This is a genomic window from Streptomyces sp. NBC_00203 (assembly GCF_045206325.1).
In the GTDB taxonomy this organism is placed as follows: domain Bacteria; phylum Actinomycetota; class Actinomycetes; order Streptomycetales; family Streptomycetaceae; genus Streptomyces; species Streptomyces lutosisoli.
Genome location: NZ_CP108126.1, coordinates 4,447,846 through 4,473,528, shown reverse-complemented (window position 1 = coordinate 4,473,528; position 25,683 = coordinate 4,447,846). Strand labels below are relative to the sequence as shown.

22 protein-coding genes and 1 pseudogene are annotated in these 25,683 nt (G+C 71.1%); 15 read left to right on the top strand and 8 right to left on the bottom strand.

Annotation, left to right across the window (positions count from 1 at the left end; translation table 11 throughout):
• Positions 1-36: 36 nt before the first annotated feature.
• Complete coding sequence (locus OG975_RS20080; RefSeq protein ID WP_330305157.1) at positions 37-393, bottom strand: SsgA family sporulation/cell division regulator; 357 nt, start codon at positions 391-393, stop codon at positions 37-39.
• 179 nt (positions 394-572) lie between these two features.
• On the opposite strand from OG975_RS20080, the gene OG975_RS20075 reads away from it, so the two are divergent.
• From OG975_RS20075 to OG975_RS20050, 6 genes are all read left to right on the top strand, one after another.
• On the top strand, positions 573-1,622 hold the full coding sequence (locus OG975_RS20075; RefSeq protein ID WP_406330670.1) for an energy-coupling factor ABC transporter permease: 1,050 nt from the start codon (positions 573-575) through the stop codon (positions 1,620-1,622).
• Between the two features lies 1 nt (position 1,623).
• Positions 1,624-2,385, top strand: a complete 762-nt coding sequence (gene cbiQ / locus OG975_RS20070) for a cobalt ECF transporter T component CbiQ (protein ID WP_406330669.1) — start codon at positions 1,624-1,626, stop codon at positions 2,383-2,385.
• Positions 2,373-3,131, top strand: coding sequence for an energy-coupling factor ABC transporter ATP-binding protein (locus tag OG975_RS20065; RefSeq protein ID WP_406330668.1), 759 nt, complete (start codon positions 2,373-2,375; stop codon positions 3,129-3,131). The genes cbiQ and OG975_RS20065 overlap by 13 nt, the downstream gene beginning before the upstream one ends.
• Entirely contained in the window at positions 3,128-3,598 is a 471-nt protein-coding gene (locus OG975_RS20060; RefSeq protein ID WP_406330666.1) for a MarR family winged helix-turn-helix transcriptional regulator, read from the top strand. The genes OG975_RS20065 and OG975_RS20060 overlap by 4 nt, the downstream gene beginning before the upstream one ends.
• A 223-nt stretch (positions 3,599-3,821) precedes the next feature.
• The gene (locus OG975_RS20055) at positions 3,822-4,226 is read left to right on the top strand and encodes an organic hydroperoxide resistance protein (protein WP_406336361.1); all 405 of its coding nucleotides are present in this window, start codon (positions 3,822-3,824) and stop codon (positions 4,224-4,226) included.
• Between the two features lie 76 nt (positions 4,227-4,302).
• Positions 4,303-5,463 carry a serine hydrolase domain-containing protein gene (locus OG975_RS20050; RefSeq protein ID WP_406330665.1) on the top strand — a complete coding sequence of 387 codons (1,161 nt, stop codon included), beginning with the start codon at positions 4,303-4,305 and terminating at the stop codon, positions 5,461-5,463.
• An 80-nt stretch (positions 5,464-5,543) separates the two neighbouring features.
• On the opposite strand, the gene OG975_RS20045 is transcribed toward OG975_RS20050, so the two are convergent.
• From OG975_RS20045 to OG975_RS20015, 7 genes and pseudogenes are all read right to left on the bottom strand, one after another.
• Positions 5,544-6,389 carry an EamA family transporter gene (locus tag OG975_RS20045; RefSeq protein ID WP_406330664.1) on the bottom strand — a complete coding sequence of 282 codons (846 nt, stop codon included), beginning with the start codon at positions 6,387-6,389 and terminating at the stop codon, positions 5,544-5,546.
• Positions 6,386-6,976, bottom strand: a complete 591-nt coding sequence (locus OG975_RS20040) for a YbaK/EbsC family protein (protein WP_406330663.1) — start codon at positions 6,974-6,976, stop codon at positions 6,386-6,388. The genes OG975_RS20045 and OG975_RS20040 overlap by 4 nt, the downstream gene beginning before the upstream one ends.
• A 45-nt stretch (positions 6,977-7,021) precedes the next feature.
• Complete coding sequence (locus OG975_RS20035) at positions 7,022-7,807, bottom strand: DUF4253 domain-containing protein (protein ID WP_406330662.1); 786 nt, start codon at positions 7,805-7,807, stop codon at positions 7,022-7,024.
• Positions 7,808-7,895: 88 nt separating this feature from the next.
• Positions 7,896-8,795, bottom strand: a pseudogene (locus tag OG975_RS20030) (IS481 family transposase); the annotation flags it as partial.
• 109 nt (positions 8,796-8,904) lie between these two features.
• Positions 8,905-10,578: a penicillin-binding transpeptidase domain-containing protein gene (locus OG975_RS20025; protein ID WP_406330660.1), complete on the bottom strand. Its 1,674-nt coding sequence runs from the start codon at positions 10,576-10,578 to the stop codon at positions 8,905-8,907.
• 103 nt (positions 10,579-10,681) lie between these two features.
• Positions 10,682-12,325, bottom strand: a complete 1,644-nt coding sequence (locus tag OG975_RS20020) for a penicillin-binding transpeptidase domain-containing protein (protein WP_406330659.1) — start codon at positions 12,323-12,325, stop codon at positions 10,682-10,684.
• A 293-nt stretch (positions 12,326-12,618) separates the two neighbouring features.
• On the bottom strand, positions 12,619-14,361 hold the full coding sequence (locus OG975_RS20015; protein WP_406330658.1) for a dolichyl-phosphate-mannose--protein mannosyltransferase: 1,743 nt from the start codon (positions 14,359-14,361) through the stop codon (positions 12,619-12,621).
• A gap of 62 nt (positions 14,362-14,423) precedes the next feature.
• Between OG975_RS20015 and rsmI the strand changes: the two genes are divergently transcribed.
• The 9 genes from rsmI (at position 14,424) to OG975_RS19970 (ending at position 25,422) form a co-directional block, all read left to right on the top strand.
• Positions 14,424-15,290: a 16S rRNA (cytidine(1402)-2'-O)-methyltransferase gene (gene rsmI, locus OG975_RS20010; RefSeq protein WP_330305146.1), complete on the top strand. Its 867-nt coding sequence runs from the start codon at positions 14,424-14,426 to the stop codon at positions 15,288-15,290.
• 285 nt (positions 15,291-15,575) lie between these two features.
• The gene (locus OG975_RS20005) at positions 15,576-15,986 is read left to right on the top strand and encodes a hypothetical protein (RefSeq protein WP_406330656.1); all 411 of its coding nucleotides are present in this window, start codon (positions 15,576-15,578) and stop codon (positions 15,984-15,986) included.
• A gap of 117 nt (positions 15,987-16,103) precedes the next feature.
• Positions 16,104-16,976 (top strand): TatD family hydrolase, encoded by an 873-nt coding sequence (locus OG975_RS20000; protein WP_406330655.1) that lies wholly within the window; start codon positions 16,104-16,106, stop codon positions 16,974-16,976.
• Positions 16,977-17,115: 139 nt separating this feature from the next.
• Complete coding sequence (locus OG975_RS19995; RefSeq protein ID WP_406330654.1) at positions 17,116-18,648, top strand: ubiquitin-like domain-containing protein; 1,533 nt, start codon at positions 17,116-17,118, stop codon at positions 18,646-18,648.
• Between the two features lie 317 nt (positions 18,649-18,965).
• Positions 18,966-19,874 (top strand): 16S rRNA (adenine(1518)-N(6)/adenine(1519)-N(6))-dimethyltransferase RsmA, encoded by a 909-nt coding sequence (gene rsmA, locus OG975_RS19990; protein ID WP_406330652.1) that lies wholly within the window; start codon positions 18,966-18,968, stop codon positions 19,872-19,874.
• Positions 19,871-20,764 carry a 4-(cytidine 5'-diphospho)-2-C-methyl-D-erythritol kinase gene (locus OG975_RS19985; RefSeq protein WP_406330650.1) on the top strand — a complete coding sequence of 298 codons (894 nt, stop codon included), beginning with the start codon at positions 19,871-19,873 and terminating at the stop codon, positions 20,762-20,764. Before rsmA ends, OG975_RS19985 begins: the two co-directional genes overlap by 4 nt.
• A gap of 73 nt (positions 20,765-20,837) precedes the next feature.
• Positions 20,838-22,244, top strand: a complete 1,407-nt coding sequence (locus tag OG975_RS19980) for an acyltransferase (RefSeq protein ID WP_406330649.1) — start codon at positions 20,838-20,840, stop codon at positions 22,242-22,244.
• 164 nt (positions 22,245-22,408) lie between these two features.
• A complete protein-coding gene (locus tag OG975_RS19975; protein ID WP_406330647.1) occupies positions 22,409-23,188 on the top strand; it encodes an MHYT domain-containing protein in 780 nt (259 codons plus the stop codon).
• Between the two features lie 206 nt (positions 23,189-23,394).
• Positions 23,395-25,422, top strand: coding sequence for a nitrate- and nitrite sensing domain-containing protein (locus OG975_RS19970; RefSeq protein WP_406330646.1), 2,028 nt, complete (start codon positions 23,395-23,397; stop codon positions 25,420-25,422).
• The last annotated feature ends 261 nt before the right edge of the window (positions 25,423-25,683 follow it).

The following is a 25,683-nucleotide window of genomic DNA, read 5'->3' as shown; positions in this document are numbered from 1 at the left end:
GAAGAACCGCAGGACTGGCCCTGGTTCACACCGAGTTCAGTGAGCCACCGGGGTGGCGGCCGTGTACGTACGACGCAGGAAGCGCATCAGGGCTTTCGAGTCGACCTGCACGACCGCCACCCCTTGTGCAGAGTGGAACTCCATGACCGCCTGCACCCGGCCGCACGGCCAGACGCGCACGTCGCCGTTGCTGACCGGGACCCGCAGCCCCTGCTCCAGCAGCTCGCGGGCGAAGACCCACTCATGGGGGCCGGGCAGCGTGATGTGCACCTGGCGGGGATCGGTCTCGGGGTCGTAGCGAAGGGCGACGGGGACGGCTCGGCGCTCGTCGTCCGGGGAGTCGGCGGTGTCGGTGACGATATGGGCACGTGCGTACTGTTCGACGGCGTACATGAACCGACTCCTTACGCTGCGTTACCTGTGCGGAAGTTGTGAATCCGTCACCTTTCCAATGTCGCACATTCCACGGAAACCGCTCTCCGGCGGTCCATGGCGGCCGAATGCCTCCCACGCGTTGTTCGTAGGCGCATCGCTCTTGCAAGTCGTTCGCAACAAGGCACTATCATCGAACGGTGCATGTGCCTGACGGATTCATCAACGCCCCGGTCTCCGCGGTCACCGGAGCGGTCGCCGCCGGTGCGATCGCGGTGAGCCTGCGCGGCGCCCGCCGCGAACTCGACGAGAAGACCGCGCCGCTCGCCGGCCTGGTCGCCGCCTTCATCTTCGCCGTACAGATGCTCAACTTCCCGGTCGCCGCCGGGACCAGCGGACATCTGCTCGGCGGTGCCCTGGCCGCGATACTCGTCGGCCCCTACACAGGGGTCCTCTGCGTCTCGGTCGTCCTGCTGATGCAGGGCATCCTCTTCGCGGACGGCGGCCTCACCGCGCTCGGCGTCAACATCACCGACATGGCGATCGTCACCACGGTCGTCTCCTACGCCCTCTTCCGCGGCCTGGTGAAGGTGCTGCCCCGCAAGCGGCGCTCCATCACCGTCGCCGCCTTCGTCTCCGCGCTGCTGTCGGTCCCGGCCGCCGCCGTCGCCTTCACCCTCATCTACGCGATCGGCGGCACCACCGACGTCGCGATCTCCAAGGTCGCCACGGCCATGATCGGCGTGCACGTCCTCATCGGCATCGGCGAGGCCGCGATCACCGCGCTCACGGTCGGCGCCGTCATCGCCGTACGACCGGATCTCGTGTACGGCGCACGCGGCCTCCAGCAGCGGCTCAAGCTGCGCGTGAACGGGGAGCTCGTCGACGCCCCCACGGCCGCCGTCCCCGTCGCCGCCCGCTCCTCGCACCGCAAGGTGTGGATCACCGGCCTCGTCACCTCCCTCGTCCTCGCCGGGTTCGTCAGCTTCTACGCCTCCGCCAGCCCCGACGGCCTGGAGAAGATCGCCAAGGACAAGGGCATCGACCAGAAGGCCGAGAAGCACGCCACGGAGGACTCCCCGCTCGCCGGATACGGCGTCAGGGACATCTCCGACGCCCGGATCTCCGGCGGTCTCGCGGGCGTGATCGGCGTCGGCGTCACGATCGTCGCGGGCACCGGCGTGTTCTGGGCGATCCGCAGGCGCCGTACGGCCGACACCTCGCCCGTCTCCCTCCCCGAAGGCGTCTGACGTGGGCGCCGGTCACGCGCACAAGCTGTACCGGCACGGGCACTCGCCCGTGCACGCCCTGCCGCCGCACACCAAACTCGCCGCGGCCTTCGCCTTCGTGGTCGTGGTCGTCTCCACCCCGCGCGAGGCGATGTGGGCGTTCGCCCTGTACGCCGCGCTGCTCGCGACGGTGGCGCACAAGGCGCGCGTACCGGCGGGCTTCCTCCTGAAGAGGCTGCTCATCGAGATCCCGTTCGTCGCCTTCGCGGTACTGATGCCGTTCGTGGCGGAGGGCGAACGGGTGGACGTGCTGGGCATGTCGCTCAGCGTGAACGGTCTGTGGGGCGCGTGGAACGTGCTCGCCAAGGGGACACTGGGCGTCGCCGCGTCCGTCCTGCTGGCCTCGACGACCGAACTGCGTGAACTGCTCCTCGGTCTCCAGCGGTTGAAGCTCCCGCCGCTCCTCGTGCAGATCGCCTCCTTCATGATCCGGTACGGCGATGTCATCACGGACGAGATGCGGCGGATGCGGATCGCGCGGGAGTCGCGCGGGTTCGAGGCCAGCGGCGTACGGCACTGGGGGGTGCTCGCGAAGTCGGCGGGCGCGCTGTTCATCCGCTCCTACGAACGCGGGGAGCGCGTGCATCTCGCCATGGTGAGCCGGGGGTACGCCGGCTCGATGCCGGTCATCGACGAGGTGACCGCGTCCCGGGCGCAGTGGTCGTACGCCCTCGCCCTCCCCTTCGCCGCCCTTGTCGTATGTCTGTTGGGATGGACGCTGTGACAGCTTCTCTGGAGGTCTCCGGCCTCGCCTTCGCCTACCCCGACGGGCACCAGGCCCTCTTCGGCGTCGACTTCCGTGTCGCGCGCGGCGAACGCGTCGCGCTGCTCGGCCCGAACGGCGCCGGCAAGACCACCCTCGTCCTGCACCTCAACGGCATCCTGAGCGGCGGCACCGGAACCGTCATGGTGGCCGGACTCCCGGTCGGCAAGCGGCACATGGCGGAGATCCGGCGCAGGGTCGGCATCGTCTTCCAGGACCCCGACGACCAGCTGTTCATGCCGACCGTGCGCGAGGACGTCGCCTTCGGCCCGGCCGCGGCGGGGATGAAGGGCGCCGAGCTGGAGGAACGCGTCCGGACCGCCCTGGAACAGGTCGGCATGGAGGCCTTCGCCGACCGGCCCCCGCACCATCTGTCCTTCGGGCAGCGGCGCCGGGTGGCGGTCGCGACGGTCCTGGCGATGGAGCCGGAGATCCTGGTCCTCGACGAGCCCTCGTCCAACCTCGACCCCGCCTCGCGGCGCGAACTCGCCGACATCCTGCGGTCCTTGGACGTCACCGTCCTCATGGTCACGCACGACCTGCCGTACGCCCTCGAACTGTGCCCCCGGTCGCTCGTCCTGAGCGACGGCGTGATCGCGGCCGACGGCAGGACCGGCGAACTCCTCTCCGACGACGCCCTCATGCGCACCCACCGTCTGGAGCTCCCCTTCGGCTTCGACCCGCGCTCCGTGACAATGGGCGCGTGACAGAACAAGAGGACGTCGGGCCGACCGGGTCGCTGCTGCTCGACGACCAGCTGTGCTTCGCCTTGTACGCCGCCCAGCGCGCGGTGACGGCCGCGTACCGCCCGCTGCTGGAGGAGCTCGGTCTCACCTACCCGCAGTACCTCGTCCTGCTGGTCCTCTGGGAGCGCGGCGAGACCACGGTCAAGGAACTGGCGACCGCGCTGCACCTCGACTACGGCACGGTGTCGCCGTTGCTCAAGCGGCTCGAGTCCGCGGGGCTCGTGCGCCGTGAGCGCTCGGCGCACGACGAACGCTCCGTGCTCGTCGCGCTCACCGGGCGCGGCGAACTGCTCAAGGAGCGCGCGGAGACCGTGCCGGAGGCGCTGCTGACGGCCACCGGGGTGAACAGCGCCGACGTCGCGCGCCTCCGGGAGGAACTGTGGCGTTTGGCGGAGCGCGCGGAGGGGGCGGCGGCGCGGGGGCGTTGAGGCGCGCCGGGGTTACCCACGGTTTCTACCCCCTGGTAATACAGACCTCCGTACCGGCGGGTACCTTGTGCACGATGTACTTGCACACTTCTGTGTTGCGTGGCGTTTTGTCCGCAGTCGCACCTGCTGCTGTACCCGCCGTTGTGCCCGTCGTGTTGTACGCCCTGGGGGAGGTCCTGCCGTGATCGATGGCACCGTTGTCGACACCCGCCCGACGAAGATCATGTACGTTGCCGAGGCCACCGCGCATGGTGGCCGGGACGGCTATGTGACCAGTCAGGACGGCCAGCTGGAGCTGAAGGTCGCGATGCCGCCCGCGCTCGGTGGCGACGGCAACGGCACGAACCCGGAGCAGTTGTTCGCGGCCGGTTACAGCGCCTGCTTCCACAACGCCCTGGTGCTGGTGGGCCGCCGCGCCGGGTTCGACCTCTCCGGCTCCACGGTCGCCGCGAAGGTCGGGATCGGCCCGAACAAGCAGCGCGGCTACGGCCTCGCGGTCGCTCTGAGCGTGTCGCTCCCCGTCGTCGACCAGGACGTCGCGACGAAGCTCGTGGACGCGGCCCACGAAGTCTGCCCGTACTCGAACGCCACCCGCGGCAACATCGAGGTCACGATCCTGCTGGGTTAGGCCCTGCCGGAATCGACGCCGGTACGTGCGTGTTGCACTCACCGTTGGCACAGGTGAGGCGACAAGGAGCGCGGGCGTGGACGTGAACGGCACAGTGGCCGAGGGCTTCGAGCCGGTCGGGGAAGCGTTCGTACGCAACTTCGAGGTGCTCGGGGACCGGGGCGCCGCCGTCACCGTGTACCGCGACGGGCACAAGGTCGTCGACCTGTGGGCCGGCACGCGGGACGTCGACGGCACCGAGCCCTGGCGGCACGGCACCGCGCAGATCGTGCGCTCGGCGACCAAGGGCGTCGCCGCCGCCGTACTCCTGATGCTCGCCCAGCGCGGGGAACTCGACCTGGACGCTCCGGTCGGCCGCTACTGGCCGGAGTACAAGGCGGCGGGCAAGGAACGGACGCTCGTCCGGCATGTGCTCGCGCACCGGGCCGGGGTGCCCGTTCTCGACCGTCCGCTCACCCTCGCCGAGGCGGCGGACCCCGGCCTTGCGGCCGCGACGGTGGCCGCGCAGGCGCCGGTGTGGGAGCCGGGCGCGGACCACGGCTATCACGCGCAGACGTACAGCTGGCTGACCGGTGAGCTGGTCCGGCGGGTGACCGGGCGCTCGATCGGCGAGTGGATCGCGGACGAGATCGCGGGGCCGCTGGGGCTGGATCTGTGGGTCGGGCTGCCGGCGGCGGAGACGGGCCGGGTGGGGCGGGTCGCGCAGATCGAGGCCCCGTCGGCGCCGGGCGGCCTGAAGACCCGGCCGAAGCGGGCGGTCTCCGAGGCGTACGCGGATCCGGACAGCCTCACCCGCCGTGCCTTCGCCGCGATCACCCCGATGCCCGACGAGAACGACCCGGCGTACCGGGCGGCGGTCCTGCCCGCCTCCAACGGCATAGCCACGGCGGAGGGCCTGGCCCGCTTCTACGCCGCGCTGATCGGAGAGGTCGACGGCGTGCGGCTGTTCACGCCGGACACCGTCGAACTGGCCCGCGCGGAACAGTCCGCGGGCCCCGACCGCGTCCTGGTCGTCAACACCCGCTTCGGCCTCGGCTACATGCTCCACGGCACGGCCTCGCCCCTGCTCTCCCCGGGCTCCTTCGGCCACCCCGGCCGCGGCGGCGCCCTCGGCTTCGCCGACCCCGAGTCGGGGATCTCCCTCGGGTACGTGACCAACGGCTTCCGTAAGAGCGTGACGGCGGACGCACGGGCGCAGGCGCTGGTACGGGCGGTACGGACGGCGATCGACGCGTAGCCGGAGGAGACGGCGGGGACGGGAGCCGGAGCGGGAGCGGGGGCGGGTCGCGACGGCTCCCCTGCCAACGCGCCAACCCGCTATCCCGCGTGCAGCATCAGCCCGATCCCCACCACCAGCAGCCCCGCCGCCGCGATCCGCGGTGCCCCGAACCGTTCCTTGAAGAACACCGCCCCGATGGCCGCGCCGACGATGATCGAGGACTCGCGCAGGGCGGCGATCGGTGCCAGTTCGGCCCGCGTCTGGGCCCACAGGACCAGGCCGTACGCCGACACGGAGAGCGCCGCGCCGAGGAGGCCCACGGCGGCGTACGGCCGTAGGACGGGCACGAACTCGCGGCGCCAGCGGTACCCCGCGTACACCGGGATCGCCACACCCTCGATGGCCATCAGCCAGGCGGTGTAGCCGAGAGAGGAGCCTGAGGCGCGTACGCCCAGACCGTCCACGACGGTGTACGCGGCGATCGATACGCCGGTCGCCAACGCCGCCCCGATCGCGGCCCAGTGGGGGCGCCGCCCGCGCAGCCCCCACAGGGCGACGCCCGTCAGCCCCGCGCAGGACAGCGCGATCCCGGACGCCGCCCACCCGTCGGGCACCTCGTGCGCGAAGACCGCCGCCAGCGCCGTGACGACCAGCGGAGCGGTCCCGCGGGCGATCGGATATGCCTGCCCGAAGTCGCCGAGCCGGAACGAGCGCATCAGCAGGACGTAGTACGCGACGTGGATCACGGCCGACACCATGAGGTACGGCCAGGCCCCCGACGCCGGGACCGCCACGAACGGCACCATGGCGAGGCCGATCAGCGTGCCGCCGCCCGCGATCAGCGTGAAGCCGACCAGCTTGTCTTCGATGTGGTGCGCGAGCGCGTTCCAGCTGGCGTGGGTGACCGCGGCGAGCAGCACCGCCGCGGTGACGAGCGGCGTCACGCCGTTCGCTCGCGCACGTCCACCAGGGTGCCGCCGGCGTGGGCGATCAGGCTCTTCGGGTCCATCGGGAAGACGGCGTGCGGCGTGCCCGCCGCGGCCCATACCGTGTCGTGGTCGAGCAGCGAACGGTCCGCCAGGACACGGGTTCTGGTGCGGTGTCCGAAGGGCGGTACGCCACCGATCGCGTACCCCGTCGTCTCCCGCACCAGGTCCACCTTGGCCCGCGTCACCTTCTCGGCGCCCAGCTCCCGCCGTACGAGCTCCAGGTCGACCTGTGACGCGCCGTCCATCAGCACCAGCACCGGCACCCCGTCCGCCGCGAAGATCAGCGACTTGCAGATCTGGCTCAGCTCACAGCCGATCGCGGCGGCGGCCTCGGCGGCGGTGCGGGTCGCGTCGGGGAAGCGGCGGACGCGCCCGGTCACCTCGTCGAGGCCCAGCTCTTGGAGGGCCTCGGCGAAACGGGGGTGGGCCGCGTTCTCGGTAGTGGCCTTCTCGGTAGTGGCCCTCTCGGCGGGGGCGTTCTCGGTGTCGGCGTTCTCCGCAGGGGAGTGTTCTTCGGCGGCGTTCGGCTCGGTGGCGGTCATGAACGGCACGCTAGCGGTCGGTGTACGAGGCACGCGACCGAGTTCCTAGTCCCACCAGAAGCGCCACAGCGGGGCGTTGACGAGGGATGCCGCGTACCGGGGGAAGGGGGTCGGGGGGTCGTTGACGATGTTGTCGGCCGTGGTCAGGAGGTGTTCGAGGGCGACGTGGCTTGCCTGCTCCGCGGTCCGCGGCGGGCTCGCGACGGAGACGTACAGCGTCGCTCCCACGGCGGCGAGGACGCGGGCGCCGAAGCGGTCCTCCCAACTGCGCAGCAGGGCGCAGAGCAGGGGGAGAGGGGCGCCGCGGTCCCAGCCGACGACGGCGGGTATGTCGGCGCTCCGCCGGGCGGCGACGAGTGCGAGACGGCCGTCCCACAGCTCGTACGGCCATTCCTTCGCGAGCAGGGCGAAGGCGGACCGCGCGGCCTCGTCCGGGTCGACGCCGGCCGAGGGGAGCGTGGCGGGCGCCAGTCCGGGCCACTGCTCGAACGGTGGGCCGGGGTCGTCCTCCCACGGCTCGATGTCCTCGGGGCAGTCCACCGGCTCGGGCGGCGCGGCGAGCCGGGCGAGTTGGCGCCGGCGATGGGTGCGCCAGGCCTCCTCCAGTTCGCCCTCCAGGTCGAAGGCGTCGACGGCGGCGAGGTCGAACGGGGCCGGCCGGACGTCGGAGTAGCACAGGAGCGGCAGCAGACCGGTGACGTGCTGCTGCCGCTGGTGTCCGCTCCACGCGGCCGACGGGTCCGCCGGGGGCTGGTCGGAGTACCACATGACCGGCGAGCCGTCCGGCACGAAGTGGCCGGCCGGAAGTCCTTCGGGCAGCGAGAACGTCATGGGTGGAGAGTAGAACTCCCCACTGACATCGCCCCCGCGCCCAGTTCCCCGCCCAACACCTCGCCTGGCTCCCGGCCCAACTCGCGGCCTAGCTGTATGAGGACATGACGTTGGTGACAGTCTGCCCGAGTGTTGCTGCGGGTGGTTGTCCGCCGAGGGCGGTGTGGGGTCGGTGGTAGTTGTAGTGGATGTTCCAGACCGCCAGCGCCTGGGCGCGCTGTGTTTCGGAGGTCCAGGTACGCGCGTACAGGAACTCTTCGGCCAGGATCCGGTTGTACCGTTCCACTTTCCCGTTGTGCCGGGGCGTGTACGGTCGGATCCGTTGGTGCCGTGAGCCGAGTAGGGCGCGGGTGAACGCATCTGCCCGGTAGCAGGCGCCATTGTCGGTGACGAGCCGTTCGATCCGGGTGATGCCGTGTACGGCAAACCACGCCCTGGCCCGGTGCAGGAACGCAATCGCCGTCGAGGCTTTCTCATCCGGCAAGGGCTCGGTGTAGGCGAGGCGGGTGTGTCCGTCGATCGCCGAGTGCAGGTACACGTACCCTCCACGGCCGGTCTTCTTCTTGTTCCGGCTGACTGCCCGGGAGTGATCGCTGTTTCGGCCGTGGGCGCGCCATCCGCCGCCGTCAGGTATCCGTCCGACCTTCTTCACGTCGATGTGCACCATGTGGCCCGGTCGGCGAGCGGTGATTGTGCGTGGTTTCCGCGTGGTGTGGCCGTCGGGGTCGATGAATCGTCGTCTGCTCAGACCGAGATGGGCGAGGTGCCGGGTGACGGTGCGACGGCTCACGGCGTGCGTGGTTTGGCTGAGTTCGAAGGCGATCCGTCCTGCGGACCACTTGTGGTTTCGGCGCATCTGCTCAATCCGCTCCACTACCTCGCCCGGTGTGGCTGTGGGTTGGCGGTGGGGTGTGGAGGACCGGTCGTGCAGGCCGAGCTCACCATGACGACGGTACCGGTTGACCCACTTGGAGGCGCATGCCCTGGAGTGCGGTCCAACGTCGACACGGCTCGCGAGGACCTGCTCGCGACGGCGCAACTTGCTCACCAACTGATCTGCCAACAACTCACGTCACCAACGTCCTGACCCGCAACACCTAGCTCCCCGCCTTCAGCAGCGCCGCCACGATCGGCCCCGCCGTGTCGCCCCCGTGGCCGCCCTGCTGCACGACGCCCGCAGCCGCGAGGTCGCCCTTCCAGGCCGTGAACCAGCCGTTGGGCTTGTCCTGGCCGTCGACCTCGGCGGAGCCGGTCTTGGCACCGTAGTTGGGGCCGAGCCCGGACATGGCCTCGGCGGCGGTGCCGTACGCCGCCGTGTACTGCATGACTTCGCGGAGCTGGGAGAGCGTGGACGCGGACATGGTGCGGGACGCCGTGGCCAGCGTGCGGTGGTCGACCGTCGGGGACACCAGGTAGGGCTGGTGGAAGGTGCCCGACTGGACCGTGGAGGCGACCGACGCCATGTTCAGCGGGTTCATGCGGACGCCGCCCTGGCCCATGAGGGACGCCGCCATCTGTGCGGCGCTCTGCACCGGTACCGAGCCGTCGAAGGTCGGGACGCCGATGGCCCAGTTGTTCATGCTCAGCCCGAAGACCTGCTGGGCCTGCTTGGTCAGGTCGGCGTTCTCCAGCTTCTTCGCCTGGGTGATGAAGGCCGTGTTGCAGGACCGCGCGAAGCTCAGCTTGAACGTGCCGTTCTTGATCTGGAAGTCGTCGTCGTTGTGGAACGTCCAGCCGCCGTACTTCGCGGTCTTGGGGCACGGGTGCGCCTTGTCGGCGGAGGCCAGCCCCTTGTCGAAGAGCAGCGACGCGGTGATGACCTTCATCGTGGAGCCGGGGGCGAGGGAGCCCTGGAAGGCGGTGTTGAAGCCGTGGCTGCTGTTCGCGACGGCGAGGATCTCGCCCGTCGAGGGGCGCATCAGGACCACCGACGCCTTCGCCTTGGCGGCCACCTGCTGCTCGGCGTCCGCCTGGAGGGTCGGGCTGAGGGTCGTCTTCACGGTCCCCGGGGTGCCCTCGCTGAGCGTCAGCAGGGTCTTGTCGGGAGTCTTCTGGGAGCCCTTCTTCGCGGCCTTGCGGACCACGCGCAACTCGATGCCCGCCTTGCCGCCGGCCGTCTTGCCGTACTTCTCGCGCAGTCCGTCGAGGACCGTGCCCAGGGAGGGGTACTTGGCGGTGGTCAGCTCCCCGCCGTTCCGGTCCAGGGCGGTGACCGGGGGCGTGCCCGACGCGCCGGTGACGAGCCGGTCGCCGTCCTGGAGGTCCGGGTGCACGACGGACGGCTTCCAGCCGACCAGCGCGACACCGTCCTTGGCCCGCCGCACGACCGTCAGCTTCGACGCGTACGAGAGCGGCTTGCTCTTGCCCTTGTACGTGACGGTGGCCTTGACGGTGAACGGGACGGCGGTGCCCGACCGCTTGCCGCTCGTCAGGGTCACGCCGCTGATGTGCCCGTCCTTGCCGTAGCCGGTCAGCGCGGTGGTCGCGGCGGCCGAGTCGTCGGTGGCGGCGGCCGCCTTCGCGACGTCGCCGCTCTGCCAGGCGGTGAGAAAGGCCGCGGCCGTGGTGCGCACTTCGGCCGCCGAGAGCGGGCCGGTCTTCACGGCCTTGTGGTCGGCGGTCGTCGTCGTACGGTCGTCGGCCGCCGCACCGCCGCCGTACAGGCTGTAGGCGCCGAACGCCCCGCCGGCGACGACCACGGCGATCAGCCCGCCGAGCACGGCGGGCCGCTTCGTCTTCCGTCGCTCGGCGACGCGCCTTCTCTTGCCCACAGCTCCAAGTCCTCCGCTGTCCCCTGATGCCCCCGTGCCTCACGCTGCTCGGACTGCTCAACGAGAAGCATCAGCCTAGGGTCCCGCCCTGTGAGGGGTGACTTCAGCCACCAGTTCGTAGCACAGCTGCGACGATAGGACCGGCGGCGTCCCCGCCGTGGCCGCCCTCCTGGGTCATGGCGGCGGCCGCGATGTCGTTGCGGTATCCGGTGAACCAGCTGTTGGACTTGGTCTGGCCGTCGACCTCGGCGGAGCCGGTCTTGGCGCCGACGTCCCCGCCGAGCCCGGCCATCACGCGCGCGGCGGTGCCGCTCGTCGCGGTGAGCCGCATCATCTGCTTGAGCTGCGCGGAGGTGTTGGCCGGCAGGCCCTTCGCCTGGGCCGGCACCCGGTCGTCGAGCTTCAGGGGCACGATGACCGGCTGGCGGAACGTGCCGGTGATGGCGGTCGCCGTCACCGACGCCATGTTCAGCGGGCTCAGCTGGACCTGGCCCTGGCCGATCGCGTTCGCCGCGCGGTCCGGGCCGCCGGAGGCGGGGACACTGCCGTCGAAGGACGGGATGCCGGTCTTCCAGTTGTCCTGGCCGAGGCCGAACCGTGTCTGCGCCTCGGTGGTGAGCGACTCGTCGGTGAGCGGCGCCTTGTCGGTGCCGTCGATGAGCTTCACGAAGGCCGTGTTGCAGGACCGCATGAAGCTGTTGGCGAGGCTGGCGTTCTCGTTCGGGACCATGCCCGTCAGGTTGTGGAAGGTCTGGCTCTGCCAGGTCGCGGTCTGCGGGCAGGGCGCGGGGCCGTTCATCGTGGTCACGCCGTTGTCGATGAACATCGCCGCGGTGACGATCTTCATCGTGGAGCCGGGCGCGAGCTTGCCGAGGAACGCCGCGTTGAACCCGTCCTCCCGGTGGTTGGCGACCGCCAGCACCTCGCCGGTGCTCGGCTTCACCGCCACCACGGACGACTCGGAGTACTGCGTGACCGCCTTCTCCGCGGCGGCCTGCGCGGTGGCGCTGAGTGTCGTACGGACCTTGCCCGCCTGCCCCTTGGCGAGGGTGACGAGGGTCGTGTCGGCCGTCTCCTCGCTCCCGTGCCGGATCGCCAGCTCGATGCCGGGTGAGCCGCCCGCCGTGTCGCCGTACTTCTCGCGCAGCGCGTCCAGGATGGGCCCGAGCGACGGGTACTTCTCCTTCGTCAGGACAACGTTGTTGCGGTCCACGGCCTCGATCGCCGGACTCGCCGACTCGCCCGTGACCAGCGTGTCCCCGTCCTTCAGCTCCGGGTGGACGACCGACGGCTTCCAGTCGACCAGCGCCTTGCCGGTGGTGTCCCCGCGCACGACGGTCAGTTCGGAGTCGTACGAGAAGGGCTTGCTCTTCCCGTCGTACGACACCGTTGCCTTGACCGAGAACGGCACGGTCGCCCCGGACGGCGTGCCCGGCGTGATCTTCACGCCGGTGAGGTGTGCGTCGGTGCGGTAACCGCCCAGCAGTCCTTCGGCCTTCGACGCGAAGTTGGTGTACGCCGCCGCCTTGGCCGCGTCGCCCTTCTCCCACGCCGCGAAGAACTTGGCGCTGGTCTCCTTGACCTCGCCGCTGCTCGGCGGCCCGGTCTTCACCGCCGCGGGCCCGGACGCACCTGTGCCGCCGTCCCCGCTGATCGCGGTCACCACGTTGTACGCGCCGTACCCGGCGCCCCCCACCATCACGGCGAACACACCACCGATGACGGCTGCCTTTGCCCCCTTGCGCATCGCGCGAATCCCTCCCCGTGGACCCTCCCCCGAACTTCTGAACGCGTTCAGAAAAGTTGGTCTACACCGCACTGTAGGCGCGGGTGGGGCTCATGGGGCGGAGGTTCTCCGAATTGTTAGGCCCCGGCGCACTCCGTCACATCCATGAACGCCGGTCGGGATGCTGGACGGTGAGAGTGGCTGTGCGCGTGGCTGTGCGCGTGGTGAGGGGGCCGGACAGCCGGCCGGGTGAGAGTGAGCCCGGCCGACGCATACGCGGCCGGACCCGCCCCGCCCCGCGCACGTGCCGCCGGCTAGACCCAGGTATCCAGCCACATCCGTGATCGCCATTGGTCGATCGGGATCGCCGTGCCCGTGTACAGCGGCCAGAAGTAGATGAAGTTCCAGACGATCAGCAGGACCAGGACGCCCGCGCCCGCCGCACCGATGACACGGCGGCGTTCACTGGCGCCGGGTGGGCCGAGGATCGCGCCGATCATCATCGCGACGGCCAGGCAGAGGAAGGGCACGAAGACGATGGCGTAGAAGAAGAAGATCGTGCGCTCCTGGTACAGGAACCAGGGGAGGTAGCCGGCCGCGATGCCGCAGGCGATCGCGCCCGCGCGCCAGTCGCGGCGGAACGCCCAGCGCCACAGCACATAGGCGATCGCGAAGCAGGCCGCCCACCACAGGAGCGGGGTACCGAGGGCCAGGACCTCGCGGGCGCACTTCTCGCCGGCGTCGGCGGGGCAGCCGTCCTTGCCGGGCGCCGGGGACTCGTAGAAGTACGAGACGGGCCGGCCCAGGACGATCCAGCTCCACGGGTTGGACTGGTAGGTGTGAGGCGAGGAGAGGTGGACGTGGAACTCGAACACCTCGTGCTCGTAGTGCCACAGGCTGCGCCACCAGTCGGGGAACAGCCAGGACCAGTTGCTGTTCTTGCCGTCGCCCGCCGCCCAGTTGCGGAAGTAGCCGCCGGAGCCGTTGGTGGAGGAGAGGATCCATCCCGTCCACGAGACGATGTACGTCGCGATGGCGACCGGGACCGTCGCCAGGAACGCCCAGCCCAGATCGTGCTTGAGCACCGCCAGGTGCGGCTGACGCGCGCCCGCGACCCGGCGGGAGCCGACGTCCCACAGGACCGCCATCAGGCAGAACGCGGCGAGGACGTAGAGGCCGCTCCACTTGGTGCCGAGGGCCAGGCCGAGCATCAGGCCGGCCGTCCAGCGCCACGGGCGCCAGCCCATACGGGTCGTCTCGGCGATGTGCGCGTCGGGGCGTACGACCCCGTCCTCGTCCTGCGGCAGCGCGGCCGCGAGCCGGGCCCGTGCCTTGTCGCGGTCGATGACCAGGCAGCCGAACGCGGCCAGCACGAAGAACATCAGGATGCCGTCGAGCAGCGAGGTGCGGCTCATCACGAAGTGCAGGCCGTCCACCGCCATCAGCGCGCCCGCCAGGCAGCCGAGGAACGTCGAACGGAACAGCCGGCGCCCGATCCGGCACAGCATCAGCACCGACAGCGTGCCGAGCACCGCCGTCATGAAGCGCCAGCCGAACGGGTTGAACCCGAACATCCACTCGCCGAGCCCGATGATGTACTTGCCCACCGGCGGGTGCACGACATAGGCGGCGTCGCTCGGGATCCGCACGTTGCCGTTGCCCTGAAGGATCAGGTCGTTGGCGTCCTTCGCCCAATTGACCTCGTAGCCGCGGTGGATGAGCGCCCAGGCGTCCTTGGCGTAGTACGTCTCGTCGAATATCACCGCCTTCGGGCTGCCCAGGTTCCAGAACCGCAGCAGCCCGGCCAGCAGCGTCACCAGGAGCGGGCCGCCCCAGCCCGACCAGCGCGTGACGCGCTCGGCGACCTCGTGGCGCAGCCCGAGCGCCGCCCAGACGCGCGGCCCGGGCTCGGCGTACGGCGGCACCAGCCGGTCGCGCACATCGCTTCTCGGCGGCGCCGAATATCCGAAGCGGCGCAGCCGCTGCTGCCACGACGGCCGCTGCTCTTCGGCGGCCTGGCCCTGCCGGGTGTCCGTGGAGGACGCGGTACTGGTCACCGCGCCATCGTAGGGAACACGTCTGTGGGAGTCCCGTGCCTGGGCCCTGCGAGGATGGAACCGTGACAGGAACGCCGGGAACTCTCGTACTCGCAGGCACCCCCATTGGCGATATCGCGGACGCGCCTCCGCGGCTGGCCCAGGAGCTGGCGGTGGCCGATGTCGTCGCCGCCGAGGACACCCGGCGGCTGCGCCGGCTCACCCAGGCGCTGGGCGTGCAGCCGGCCGGGCGCGTCGTGTCGTACTTCGAGGGCAACGAGGCGGCCCGTACGCCCGAGCTGGTCGAGGCGCTGGCCGGCGGGGCGCGGGTGCTGCTGGTGACCGACGCCGGGATGCCGTCCGTCTCGGACCCCGGGTACCGGCTGGTCGCGGCGGCCGTCGAGAAGGACATCAAGGTCACCGCCGTACCCGGCCCGTCCGCCGTGCTCACCGCGCTCGCGCTGTCCGGGCTGCCCGTCGACCGCTTCTGCTTCGAGGGCTTCCTGCCCAGGAAGGCGGGCGAGCGCCTGTCGCGCCTGCGCGATGTCGCCGACGAGCGGCGCACCCTCGTCTACTTCGAGGCGCCCCACCGGCTCGACGACACGCTCGCCGCGATGGCCGAGGTGTTCGGCGCGGAGCGGCGCGCCGCCGTCTGCCGCGAGCTGACGAAGACGTACGAGGAGGTCAAGCGCGGCCCGCTGGGCGAGCTGGCCGCCTGGGCCGCCGAGGGTGTACGCGGTGAGATCACCGTCGTCGTCGAGGGCGCCGCCGACAAGGGCGCCGAGGAACTGGACGCCACCGAACTGGTGCGCAGAGTGCAGGTGCGCGAAGAGGCGGGGGAGCGGCGCAAGGAGGCCATCGCCGCCGTCGCCGCGGAGGCGGGAATTCCCAAGCGTGACGTCTTCGATGCCGTGGTCGCGGCAAAGAATGCCGCACGAAGCGCCCCATAGAAGAGCAAAGGACTGTCGCGAAAGGCAAAGCTCAGGCCGGGTAGCGGGAGCCTTCCGACAAGGAAAGACCAAAACGACTCCAATAGTCGACAGGCCTGATGCGTTCTCGCCGGGAGAAGCGTCCACTGGTTGAAGGGACGCACCCGTCCCTCGCCTTCGGAGTTTCGGACCTTCGGATTTCGGAGCTTCGGTGTTCGGTGGGATTTCGGCTGTCGGCGGTCGGCTGACGGCTTCAGCGGGAATCCCGTCGGCGGAGGCGCTTGTCCAGCGGACAGAGGAGCTGGCATGAGTGAGATCGCAGGACAGACCGGGCATCGCAGCGCGGCGACCGCCGTCGTCCATGAGTCGTATTCCTTCGCCTGTATGCGCTGCGGGCACGGCTGGGAGCAGTCGTACGAGATAGAGCACCACCTCGACGCCGAAGGCAGCGAGTTCGTGATGTACGTGGCGAACGGCCAGGTCGTGCCGTCGCCGCTGAGTCGGCCCAACTGCCTGAACTGCGACAGCCATGTGGTGCGCATCATGCGCGCCGGCCAGGTGTCCTCCGTCCTCGACTCCATGCACCGCACCCCCCGTCCGGTGCCGTCCCGCCCGTCCGAGGAGGCCCTCGCGGAGCCCCAGGCCGAGCCCAGGGAGCCGCATCACTGGCACCTCTCGGATCTGCTGCATCCGTTCCACCACCGCAAGGCGGGATGACCGCCTTCCTCCGGTGAGGCGCCTGCTCAGGTGGGGCGCCTGCTCCGGTGAGGCGCCGCAAGGCCTGGTGAGGTAACTCGGGTGAGGCGTGGCATGCCCCTTTCGTAGGATCGGGGCATGCCCTCCGAGAAGACCGAAGCCCCGCCCCTGCCCGAGCCGCTGCGTGTGCCCGTCGCCGACTCGCACACCCATCTCGACATGCAGTCCGGCACGGTCGAGGAAGGCCTCGCCAAGGCCGCGTCGGTCGGGGTGACTACGGTCGTCCAGGTCGGCTGTGACGTGAAGGGCTCGCGCTGGGCGGCCGAGACGGCGGCCGCGTACGACGCCGTCCACGCGACGGTCGCGCTGCACCCCAACGAAGCCCCGCGCATCGTCCACGGCGACCCCGACGGCTGGTCCCGGCAGGGCGCGCGGCAGCCGGGCGGGGACGCCGCCCTCGACGAGGCGCTCGCGGAGATCGACCGCCTCGCCGCCCTCCCGCACGTCAAGGGCGTCGGCGAGACCGGGCTCGACTACTTCCGTACGGGACCCGAGGGCAAGGCCGCGCAGGAACGGTCCTTCCGCGCCCACATCGAGATCGCCAAGCGGCACGGCAAGGCCCTGGTCATCCACGACCGCGACGCCCACACCGATGTGCTGCGCGTCCTCAAGGAAGAGGGCGCCCCCGAGCGGACCGTCTTCCACTGTTACTCCGGCGACGCCGCGATGGCCGAGCTCTGCGCCGAGGCCGGCTACTTCATGTCCTTCGCCGGCAACATGACCTTCAAGAACGCCCAGCCGCTGCGCGACGCGCTCGCCGTCGCGCCCCTGGAACTCGTCCTCGTCGAGACCGACGCGCCCTTCCTGACCCCCGCGCCGTACCGCGGACGGCCTAACGCCCCGTATCTCATTCCGGTCACGGTTCGCGCCATGGCAGCTGTACGGGGCATCGACGAGGACGCGCTGGCGACCTCGATCGCAGCGAACACCGCGCGCGCATTCGATTACTGACGCATAACGGTTCCGGGGTATTTCCGGGGGCGCACCTCAGGGGAGTGTCGCGACACAGCGTAGCCGCGTTGCTTTGGAGAGTGACGACCGCTCCGCTAGGTTCTGGTCGCCCGATCCGGCAACCCTGGAGCGTGTCGTCGTGAGCAGCTCGCAGTACGAGACGTATGGACCGGCTGGTGTCACTGGTGTCACTGGTGCGACGGGAACGTCGTACGAGGACTACGAGCCCAACGAGGCCTATGCGTCGCCGAACGGCCATGGCTATCCGGACACGTACCAGCCCGCGTACGAGGCGCGCGCGCCCGAGCCCGAGGTCCCGGCGGAGCCCGGGCCGGGGCGGGGGCTCCCGCGGCAGGCGGAGGGGGTGGAGGTGGCCTACGGGGCGTACGACGCGTACGGAACGCCGGGAGGGGCGCACGAAGAGCGTGGTGCGCCGGTGTTCGGGGCGTACAGGGCGGGAGAGGCGTACGGGCTGGGAGGGGCGCGCGCGGAGCATGGTGCGCCGGCGCCTGGGGCGCCCACGCCCGGCGGTCGCGCCGCCGCCCGGCGCGGGGCGCGGCGCAAGCGCGGCACCGAGCGTCCCGACCCCCTGCGGCGGCTGCTCCCGCAGGCGCTGGTCGTGGCGTTCCTGGCCGGCGGCACCTCCGCGTTCGTCGCCAACGACAAGGCGATCGAGCTCAGCGTCGACGGGAAGCCGCGCACCCTGCACACCTTCGCCGACGACGTGACCGAGCTGCTCGCCGACGAGGGAGTGCGGGTGGGGGCGCACGACGTGGTGGCGCCCGCCCCCGGCACGGCGCTCGCCAGTGGCGATGAGGTCGCGGTTCACTACGGGCGCCCTGTGCACCTCACCCTCGACGGGCACCGGCGCAAGGTGTGGACGACGGCGCACACCGTGGACGGGGCGCTCAGGCAGCTGGGGGTGCGCGCGGAGGGCGCGTACGTGTCGACTTCGCGCTCCCAGCGCATCGGGCGTGAGGGCCTCGCGCTCGATGTGCGCACCGAGCGCACGGTGACGATCATGGCGGACGGGCGGGCGCGCACGATCCGTACGAACGCGGCGAGCGTGCGGGAGGCCGTCGAGGAGGCCGGGATCACCCTGCGCGGGCAGGACACGACGTCCGTCGCGCCGGGGAGTTTTCCGCGCGACGGGCAGACGGTGACTGTCATGCGGATCACCGGGACCAAGGAGGTCCGCGAGGAGGTGATTCCGTTCGAGGTGGAGCGGACGCTGGATCCCTCGCTGTTCAAGGGCACCGAGGTCGTGGAGCGGGCCGGGCAGCTGGGGGCCCGGCGGGTCACGTACTCGCTGCGGACCGTCAACGGGGTCAAGCAGAGGCCCCGGCGGATCAAGTCCGAGGTGGTGCGTCAGCCGGGGGCCCAGCTGGTGAAGGTCGGTACGAAGCCCCATCCGCCGTCCGTCGCCGGGGCCGATCACTTGAACTGGTCCGGTCTTGCGGCGTGCGAGTCCGGGGGGCGTCCTGGGGCCGTGGATCCGTCCGGCACGTACGGGGGCCTCTACCAGTTCGACGGCCGGACGTGGCATGCCCTTGGGGGTTCCGGGCGGCCCCAGGACGCGCCTGCCGCCGAGCAGACGTTCCGGGCGAAGAAGCTGTATGTGCGGCGGGGGGCGAGCCCTTGGCCGCATTGCGGGATGCGGCTGCACAGCTGAGGGGTTTTCGCCCCCGCCGCCCCTACCCGTCCCATCCTCCAGGGGCTCCGCCCCTTCGACCCCGTTCGGTTGGGTGTCGGGTGCGGGTGGGTGGGGGCGCGCCTAAAAGATTGCGCAGTTCCCCGCGCCCCTTAAGGGGCGCGGGGAACTGCGCGAGCAACCCCCACCGGCCCGCAGACGGACTCTCTTCAGGGGCGCGGGGAACTGCGCAATCTTTTAGGGGGTCTGGGGGCGGAGCCCCCAGGAACGGGATGGGACGGGTAGGGGCGGCGGGGGCGAAAACATCCGCCGGCCCACCGCACCCGTACCCTTGGTCCGTGACCAGCCCCACCCCCGACGCCCTCCTGGGCCCCGCCGACATCCGCGAGCTCGCGGATGTGCTCGGCGTGCGGCCCACCAAGCAGCGCGGCCAGAACTTCGTCATCGACGCGAACACGGTGCGCCGCATCGTGCGTACCGCGCAGGTGCGGCCCGACGACGTGGTCGTGGAGGTGGGCCCCGGCCTCGGCTCCCTGACGCTGGCTCTGCTGGAGGTCGCCGACCGGGTCACGGCGGTGGAGATCGACGACGTGCTCGCCGGAGCGCTGCCGGCGACCATCGCCGCCCGCATGCCGGAGCGCGCGGAGCGGTTCGCGCTCGTGCACTCCGACGCGATGCAGGTGCGGGAACTGCCCGGCCCCGCCCCCACCGCACTCGTCGCCAACCTCCCGTACAACGTCGCCGTACCCGTCCTGCTGCACATGCTCGACACCTTCCCGACCATCGAGCGCACGCTGGTGATGGTGCAGGCGGAGGTCGCGGACCGGCTCGCGGCCCCGCCCGGCTCGAAGGTGTACGGCGTCCCTTCCGTGAAGGCGAACTGGTACGCCGACGTGAAGCGGGCCGGTTCCATCGGGCGGAACGTGTTCTGGCCGGCGCCCAACGTCGACAGCGGGCTGGTGGCGCTCACCCGGCGCGCCGAGCCCCTCAAGACGACGGCGACGAAGCGCGAGGTGTTCGCCGTGGTCGACGCCGCCTTCGCCCAGCGGCGGAAGACCCTGCGCGCCGCCCTCGCCGGGTGGGCGGGATCCGCCGCGGCCGCCGAGGTCGCACTCGTCGCCGCCGGTGTCTCGCCACAGGCCCGCGGGGAGTCGCTCACGGTGGAAGAGTTCGCCCGTATCGCCGAGAACAAGGCCGAGAGCAAGGGCGAGGACAAGGCCGAGAACAAGGAGTCAAGCCAGCCGTGACGGTGACGGTCCGCGTCCCTGCCAAGGTCAACGTCCAGCTCGCGGTGGGCGGCGCCCGCCCCGACGGCTTCCACGACCTGGCCAATGTCTTCCTCGCCGTCGGCCTGTACGACGAGGTGACGGTCACGCCGGCGGACGAGCTGCGCATCACCTGTGCGGGGCCGGACGCCGCGCAGGTGCCCCTGGACCGTACGAACCTCGCGGCCCGCGCGGCCCTCGAACTCGCCCGGCGGTACGACCTCGACCCCGCCGTCCACATCCACATCGCCAAGGACATCCCCGTCGCCGGCGGCATGGCCGGCGGCAGTGCGGACGGAGCCGGTGCGCTGCTCGCCTGCGACGCCCTGTGGGGTACGCGGGCCTCGCGCGAGGAACTCCTCGACATCTGCGCCGAGTTGGGCAGCGACGTGCCGTTCAGCCTGGTGGGCGGGGCGGCGCTCGGCGTCGGGCGGGGCGAGCAGCTGCGGACGCTGGAGGTCGGCGGCACCTTCCACTGGGTCTTCGCGATGGCCGAGCGGGGGCTCTCGACTCCCGCGGTCTTCCGGGAGTTCGACCGGATGAACGAGGGGGTGCGGATCCCCGAGCCGGTCGCCTTGCAGGAGCTGCTCGACGCCCTGGCCAAGGGGGATGCCGGAGCCCTCGCGCGCGCCGTCTCCAACGATCTCCAGCCCGCCGCCCTCTCCCTCTTCCCGGCCCTCGCCGACACCCTCGCCGCGGGCCGCGCGGCCGGCGCCCTCGCCGCGCTCGTCTCAGGCTCGGGCCCGACCACCGCCTTCCTCGCGCCGGACGCGGAGTCCGCGCACACGGTCGCCGAGACGCTGCTGGCCTCGAGCACCTGCCGTTCGGTACGGGTCACCGAGAGCCCCGCGCCGGGCGCGACGGTGCTGTGACGGCAGGTACTCAGAAGTGAGTTGAGTACGGGAGCGCTGCCGCCCGCCGGGTGTGCGGCGCCACCGTACCCGTATGGGATCAAGCGCTCATGAGCTCGCCGCGGCCACACCCGCCTCGCGCGACAAGTACATCGACCTGCTGCGGGTCGCCTCGCTCGGCACGGTGGTGCTCGGGCACTGGCTGATGGCCGCCGTGACCGTCGGGGACGACGGGCGGGCCGAGGTCGGCAATCTGCTCGCGGTGGAGCCGGGGCTCCAACTGCTCACCTGGGTGCTGCAGATCATGCCGGTGTTCTTCTTCGTGGGCGGCTTCTCGCACGCGCTGTCGTACCGCTCGCTGCGGAGGCGGTCGGAGGGTTCCCCGGTCTACTCCGTGTTCCTGCGCGCTCGGTTGCAGCGGCTGCTGCGGCCGACCGTCGTGTTCATCGGGGTGTGGGGCGCGGGCGCTCTCGCGCTGCAACTCGCGGGTGAGGGCGGCGGATTGCTGGACGTGTCGCTTCGCCTGGTGGCGCAGCCGTTGTGGTTCATAGGGATCTATCTGGCGATGGTGGCCTTCACGCCGCCGTTGCTGCGGCTGCACGAGCGGTACGGCTGGGGCGCGTTCGGCGGGCTGGTCGCGGCGGCCGCGTCCGTGGACGTGCTGCGGTTCGCGTTCGGGGTGCCGTACGTCGAGTTCCTCAACTTCGCCTTCGTCTGGCTCGCGGTCCACCAGCTCGGATTCCTGCGCGCGGACGGGCGGCTGGGGCGGCCGTACGTCCTCGCGGGCGCCGGACTCGCGGGGGCCGCGCTGCTGGTGGCGTACGGGCCGTATCCGCTGTCGATGGTCGGGATGCCCGGCGAGAGGATCTCCAACATGGCACCGCCGACCTTCGCGCTGCTGTGTCACGGGCTGTGGCTGGTCGGCGCGGTGGAGCTGCTGCGGGAGCCCGCGGGGCGGTGGCTGCGCCGGCCGCGGGTGTGGCGGACCGTCGTCGCCGCCAACGGTGTGTCCATGACGGCCTTCCTGTGGCACCTCACGGCGATGCTCGGCGTGTACGGGGTGCTGCTTGCCGCGGGGGCGCGGCTGCCGGAGCCTGCGACGGGGGGCTGGTGGGCGCAGGTGCCGCTGCGGATCGCGGCGGCGATGGTGGTCACGGGGGTGCTCGTCGCGGCGTTCCGGCGGTTCGAACGATCTTCTGCGGGAGGGAAGTTGAAGGCCTCTCCGGAGGCATCCCCGGAGGTCTCCCCAGAAGTGTCCGCGGATGTCCTCTCCGGTGGAGCGGGCCCGGCTGCCGCGGTCGGTGTCGCCCTCTGCCTCTTCGGTGTGCTCGGGCTGTCCATGGTCGGCTTCGGGGGGCTTCTGGAAGGCCGTACGGCGATGCTGATCGCGGTGCGGGTGACGGCTCCGGTGGCCGTGGCGATGACGCTCGTGGGGTGGCTGCTGGTGGAGCGGGCGGGGCGAGGACGTCTGTCGCTGCATAAGTATGCAACGCGGGTGTAACCTACGTCACCGTAATTTAATTCTCATCTATCACCCCCATGGTCCCTTTCGCGCCGTCTGCTCCTCAGGTGGTGCTGGCATGATCAGCCGTCCCCGGTCTCTTGTTACCGGCGGTACTTCCGTGTGCGCGGCCATGCCCGCGCGACGGCGAGAGGGGTTTCCCCATGGGACACATGGACCACTTCAGCGCAGGATGGGTCACTCCCGTCCTCTCTTACGCGATGGCCTGCGTCGGCTCGGCACTCGGACTGAGGTGCACGGTCAGGGCCCTTGAGGCCGACGGCGCCTCGAAGCGCAACTGGCTGCTGCTGGCCTCCATCGCCATCGGGTCCGGCATCTGGACCATGCACTTCATCGCCATGATGGGCTTCTCGGTCGAAGGGACGCCCATCCGTTACGACGTCCCGCTCACCGTGCTCAGCCTGCTGATGTCGATCGCGGTCGTCGGCGCGGGCGTCTTCACCGCCGGGTTCGGACGGTCTCCCGTACGGGCCGTGCTGCTCGGCGGGCTCGGTACCGGCGTCGGCGTCGCCGCCATGCACTACACCGGCATGGCCGCGCTCAACCTGCACGGCGAGGTCAACTACGACCCCACCCTCGTCATCGCCTCCGTCATCATCGCCGTCGTCGCCGCGACCGCCGCGCTCACGCTCACCCTCATCGTGCGCGGGCCGATCCTCGCCACCGCCGCCGCGCTCGTCATGGGCCTCGCGGTCGTCAGCATGCACTACACCGGCATGTGGGCCGTCAGCATCAGCCTCGCGCCCAGCAGCGCGTCGCTGTCCGGGGCCACGGCCACCGAGTTCATCTTCCCGCTCGCCGTGGTGCTCGGCTCGTTCCTCTTCCTGACCTCCGCGTACGTCGCGCTGTCCCCGACCGGGAAGCGGGACGAGTCGGCCGCCGCCGTCGAACTGCTGCGTCAGGTCGAGCTCTCCACGGCCTGAGTCGTACGACTTCCCCCAGGTGGCCTCGTGCGTTCACTTCCTCTCCTCTTACGGCCTTGAGCCCGCCGTTCCGGTCGTTCACGTCCCCGCGGCCGCCGTTACGGCCGTCCGTCGGCAACTGCGGCCGCCCGTGCCGCCCGTGCCGTCCGTACGTCCTCCCCCCGTAACTCCTTCTCCGCAACTCCCTCACTGAACGAGGTCCCCCCATGCGTGTCCCCCGCACGCCCGACCGGCTGCGTCCCAGATCGGTTCGCGCGAAGATCGTCGCCCTGCTCATGCTGCCCATCGTGTCCCTCATGGCGCTGTGGGGCTTCGCCGCCGTGACCACTGCCTCCAGCATCGGCGCGCTGGAGACGGCCAAGGACGTCAACTCCGAACTCCTCGCGCCCGTCGGCGACTTCGTCACCGCCCTCCAGGGCGAGCGGTCCGCCACGCTGCGGTACGTGGCCGCGCCGAGCGGCAGCGGTCTCGCCGCCCTCAAGACCGCGCGGACCACCACCGACAAGGCCGCCTCCGCGCTCCTCGACGGCGTCAACGCGTCCAGCTCCGACGCAGCGCTGCTGGACACCGGACTGCCCGCCCGCATCACCCGCCTCCAGAACGACGCGGGCGGCCTTCCGGCCCTGCGTACCGAGGTCGGCGTGAAGGGCGCGGCATCCTCCGCCGCGTTCACGAAGTACTCCGCGATCATCGAGCACGGCTTCTCCGTCACCGGGGCGCTCACCGGTGACCAGAACACCGACGCGACCAGCGAGGCCCGCGTCGTCCTCGAACTCTCCCGCGCCCGCGAGGCCGTCTCCCAGGAGCAGGCCCTGCTGACCGCCGGGCGGGGGACCGGGACGCTGACCACGAACCAGTACGCGCTGTTCGCCGGGGCCGTCGCCACGCAGCGGTCGCTGCTGAAGCCCGCGGTCGCCGATCTGAAGAGCGAGCACCGGGCGGCGTACAACTCCGTCCTGGAGAGCGACAGTTACACGCGGCTCCAGGCCGTCGAGAACCGTGTACGCAGCGCCGGGCCGGGGGCCTCCGCCGTGTCCGCGGGTCTCGTCGCGGGCTGGGACGGCTCCGTCTCGGCCGTGCTGAAGGGCCTGACCAAGGCCGAGGCGGGGGCCGGGACCGCGGCCGCCGCGAAGGCGAACCCGTTCGGCTGGGACACGCTCGGCGCGTCCGGCATCGCGGTGGTGCTAGGCCTCGTCGGTGTGCTGCTGTCGCTGCTGGTGTCCGTGCTCGTCGGCCGCGGGCTGATCGTGGAACTGCTGGATCTGCGGAACTCCGCGCTGGAGGTGGCCGGGCGACGGCTGCCGCAGGCCATGCGGCGACTGCATGCCGGGCAGGGCGTCGACATCGACCTCGAGGCGCCCATGCGGCGACTGGTGGGCGACGAACTGGCACAGGTGGGTACCGCCCTGACCGCCGTGCAGCGGGCCGCGCTCAAGGCCGCGTCCGAGCGCGCCGAACTGCTGAGCGGGATCTCCGGCGTGTACGTCAGCCTCGCGCGCCGCAGCCAGGTGCTGCTCCACCGCCAGCTGGACCTGCTCTCGACGATGGAGCAGCGCCAGCAGGACGTTCTCGAACTCCAGGACCTCTACCGGGTCGACTACCTCGCCACCCGTATGCGCCGCCACTCCGAGAGCCTCCTCATCCTCTCCGGCATCGCGCCCGGGCGTAGCTGGCGCACCCCGATCCCCCTCGCGGACGTGCTGCGCGCCGCCGTCGCGGAGATCGAGGACGCGACACGGGTCCAGATCTGGGCCGTACCGCGGGTCTCGGTGGCCGGCGGTTCGGTCGCCGACGTGATCCACCTCCTCGCCGAGCTCGTCGAGAACGCCGCCGCCTTCTCGCCGCCCAGCACCAAGGTGCAGCTGCGGGCCGCGCGGATGCGGGACGGTGTCCTCATCGAGGTCGAGGACAGCGGGTTCGGTATGAACGACGAGGCCATGGCCGACGCCAACCGGAAGATCCAGGCGCAGAAGGTCGACCTGCTCGACGCCAAGCAGATCGGTCTGTTCGTGGTGAACCGGCTGGCCGAGCGGCAGGGCCTGCGGGTGGAGCTGAGGCAGTCGCCGAACGGTGGCGTCACCGCGGCGGTGCTCATCCCCGAGCAGCTGCTCCGTGACGACATGCCGGTGCATGACCGTGCGGTCGCCGAAGGGGGCGTACAGGGGCGGGGCCGTTCCTTGGCTCCGGCGTCGGCACTGATCCCTCGGCAGAGGCTTTCTGGCAACGGGGCGTAGCGCCTGGCCGGCGGGGGTGCGGGCCTTGGGGTTCGCCCCCGCCGCCCCTACCCGTCCCATCCCCAGGGGCTCCGCCCCTTCGACCCCGGGGGTGGGTTCTTCGGCTGCGGGTGGGTGGGGGCTGGTCGCGCAGTTCCCCGCGCCCCTTAAAAGCACCCGGGGCGGGCCGGCGGTTGTTTAGGGGCGCGGGGAACTGCGCGACCAGCCCCCACCGTCCCGCAGACGATTCTCTTCAGGGGCGCGGGGAACTGCGCAATCTTT

Coding starts and splice junctions, on each gene's coding strand:
- OG975_RS20080 (WP_330305157.1), bottom strand. CDS start 393: ATGTACGCCGTCGAACAGTACGCACGTGCCCATATCGTCACCGACACC.
- OG975_RS20065 (WP_406330668.1), top strand. CDS start 2,373: ATGGACGCTGTGACAGCTTCTCTGGAGGTCTCCGGCCTCGCCTTCGCC.
- OG975_RS20055 (WP_406336361.1), top strand. CDS start 3,822: ATGTACGTTGCCGAGGCCACCGCGCATGGTGGCCGGGACGGCTATGTG.
- OG975_RS20040 (WP_406330663.1), bottom strand. CDS start 6,976: ATGACCGCCACCGAGCCGAACGCCGCCGAAGAACACTCCCCTGCGGAG.
- OG975_RS20035 (WP_406330662.1), bottom strand. CDS start 7,807: ATGACGTTCTCGCTGCCCGAAGGACTTCCGGCCGGCCACTTCGTGCCG.
- OG975_RS20020 (WP_406330659.1), bottom strand. CDS start 12,325: ATGCGCAAGGGGGCAAAGGCAGCCGTCATCGGTGGTGTGTTCGCCGTG.
- OG975_RS20005 (WP_406330656.1), top strand. CDS start 15,576: ATGAGTGAGATCGCAGGACAGACCGGGCATCGCAGCGCGGCGACCGCC.
- OG975_RS20000 (WP_406330655.1), top strand. CDS start 16,104: ATGCCCTCCGAGAAGACCGAAGCCCCGCCCCTGCCCGAGCCGCTGCGT.
- OG975_RS19980 (WP_406330649.1), top strand. CDS start 20,838: ATGGGATCAAGCGCTCATGAGCTCGCCGCGGCCACACCCGCCTCGCGC.
- OG975_RS19975 (WP_406330647.1), top strand. CDS start 22,409: ATGGGACACATGGACCACTTCAGCGCAGGATGGGTCACTCCCGTCCTC.
- OG975_RS19970 (WP_406330646.1), top strand. CDS start 23,395: ATGCGTGTCCCCCGCACGCCCGACCGGCTGCGTCCCAGATCGGTTCGC.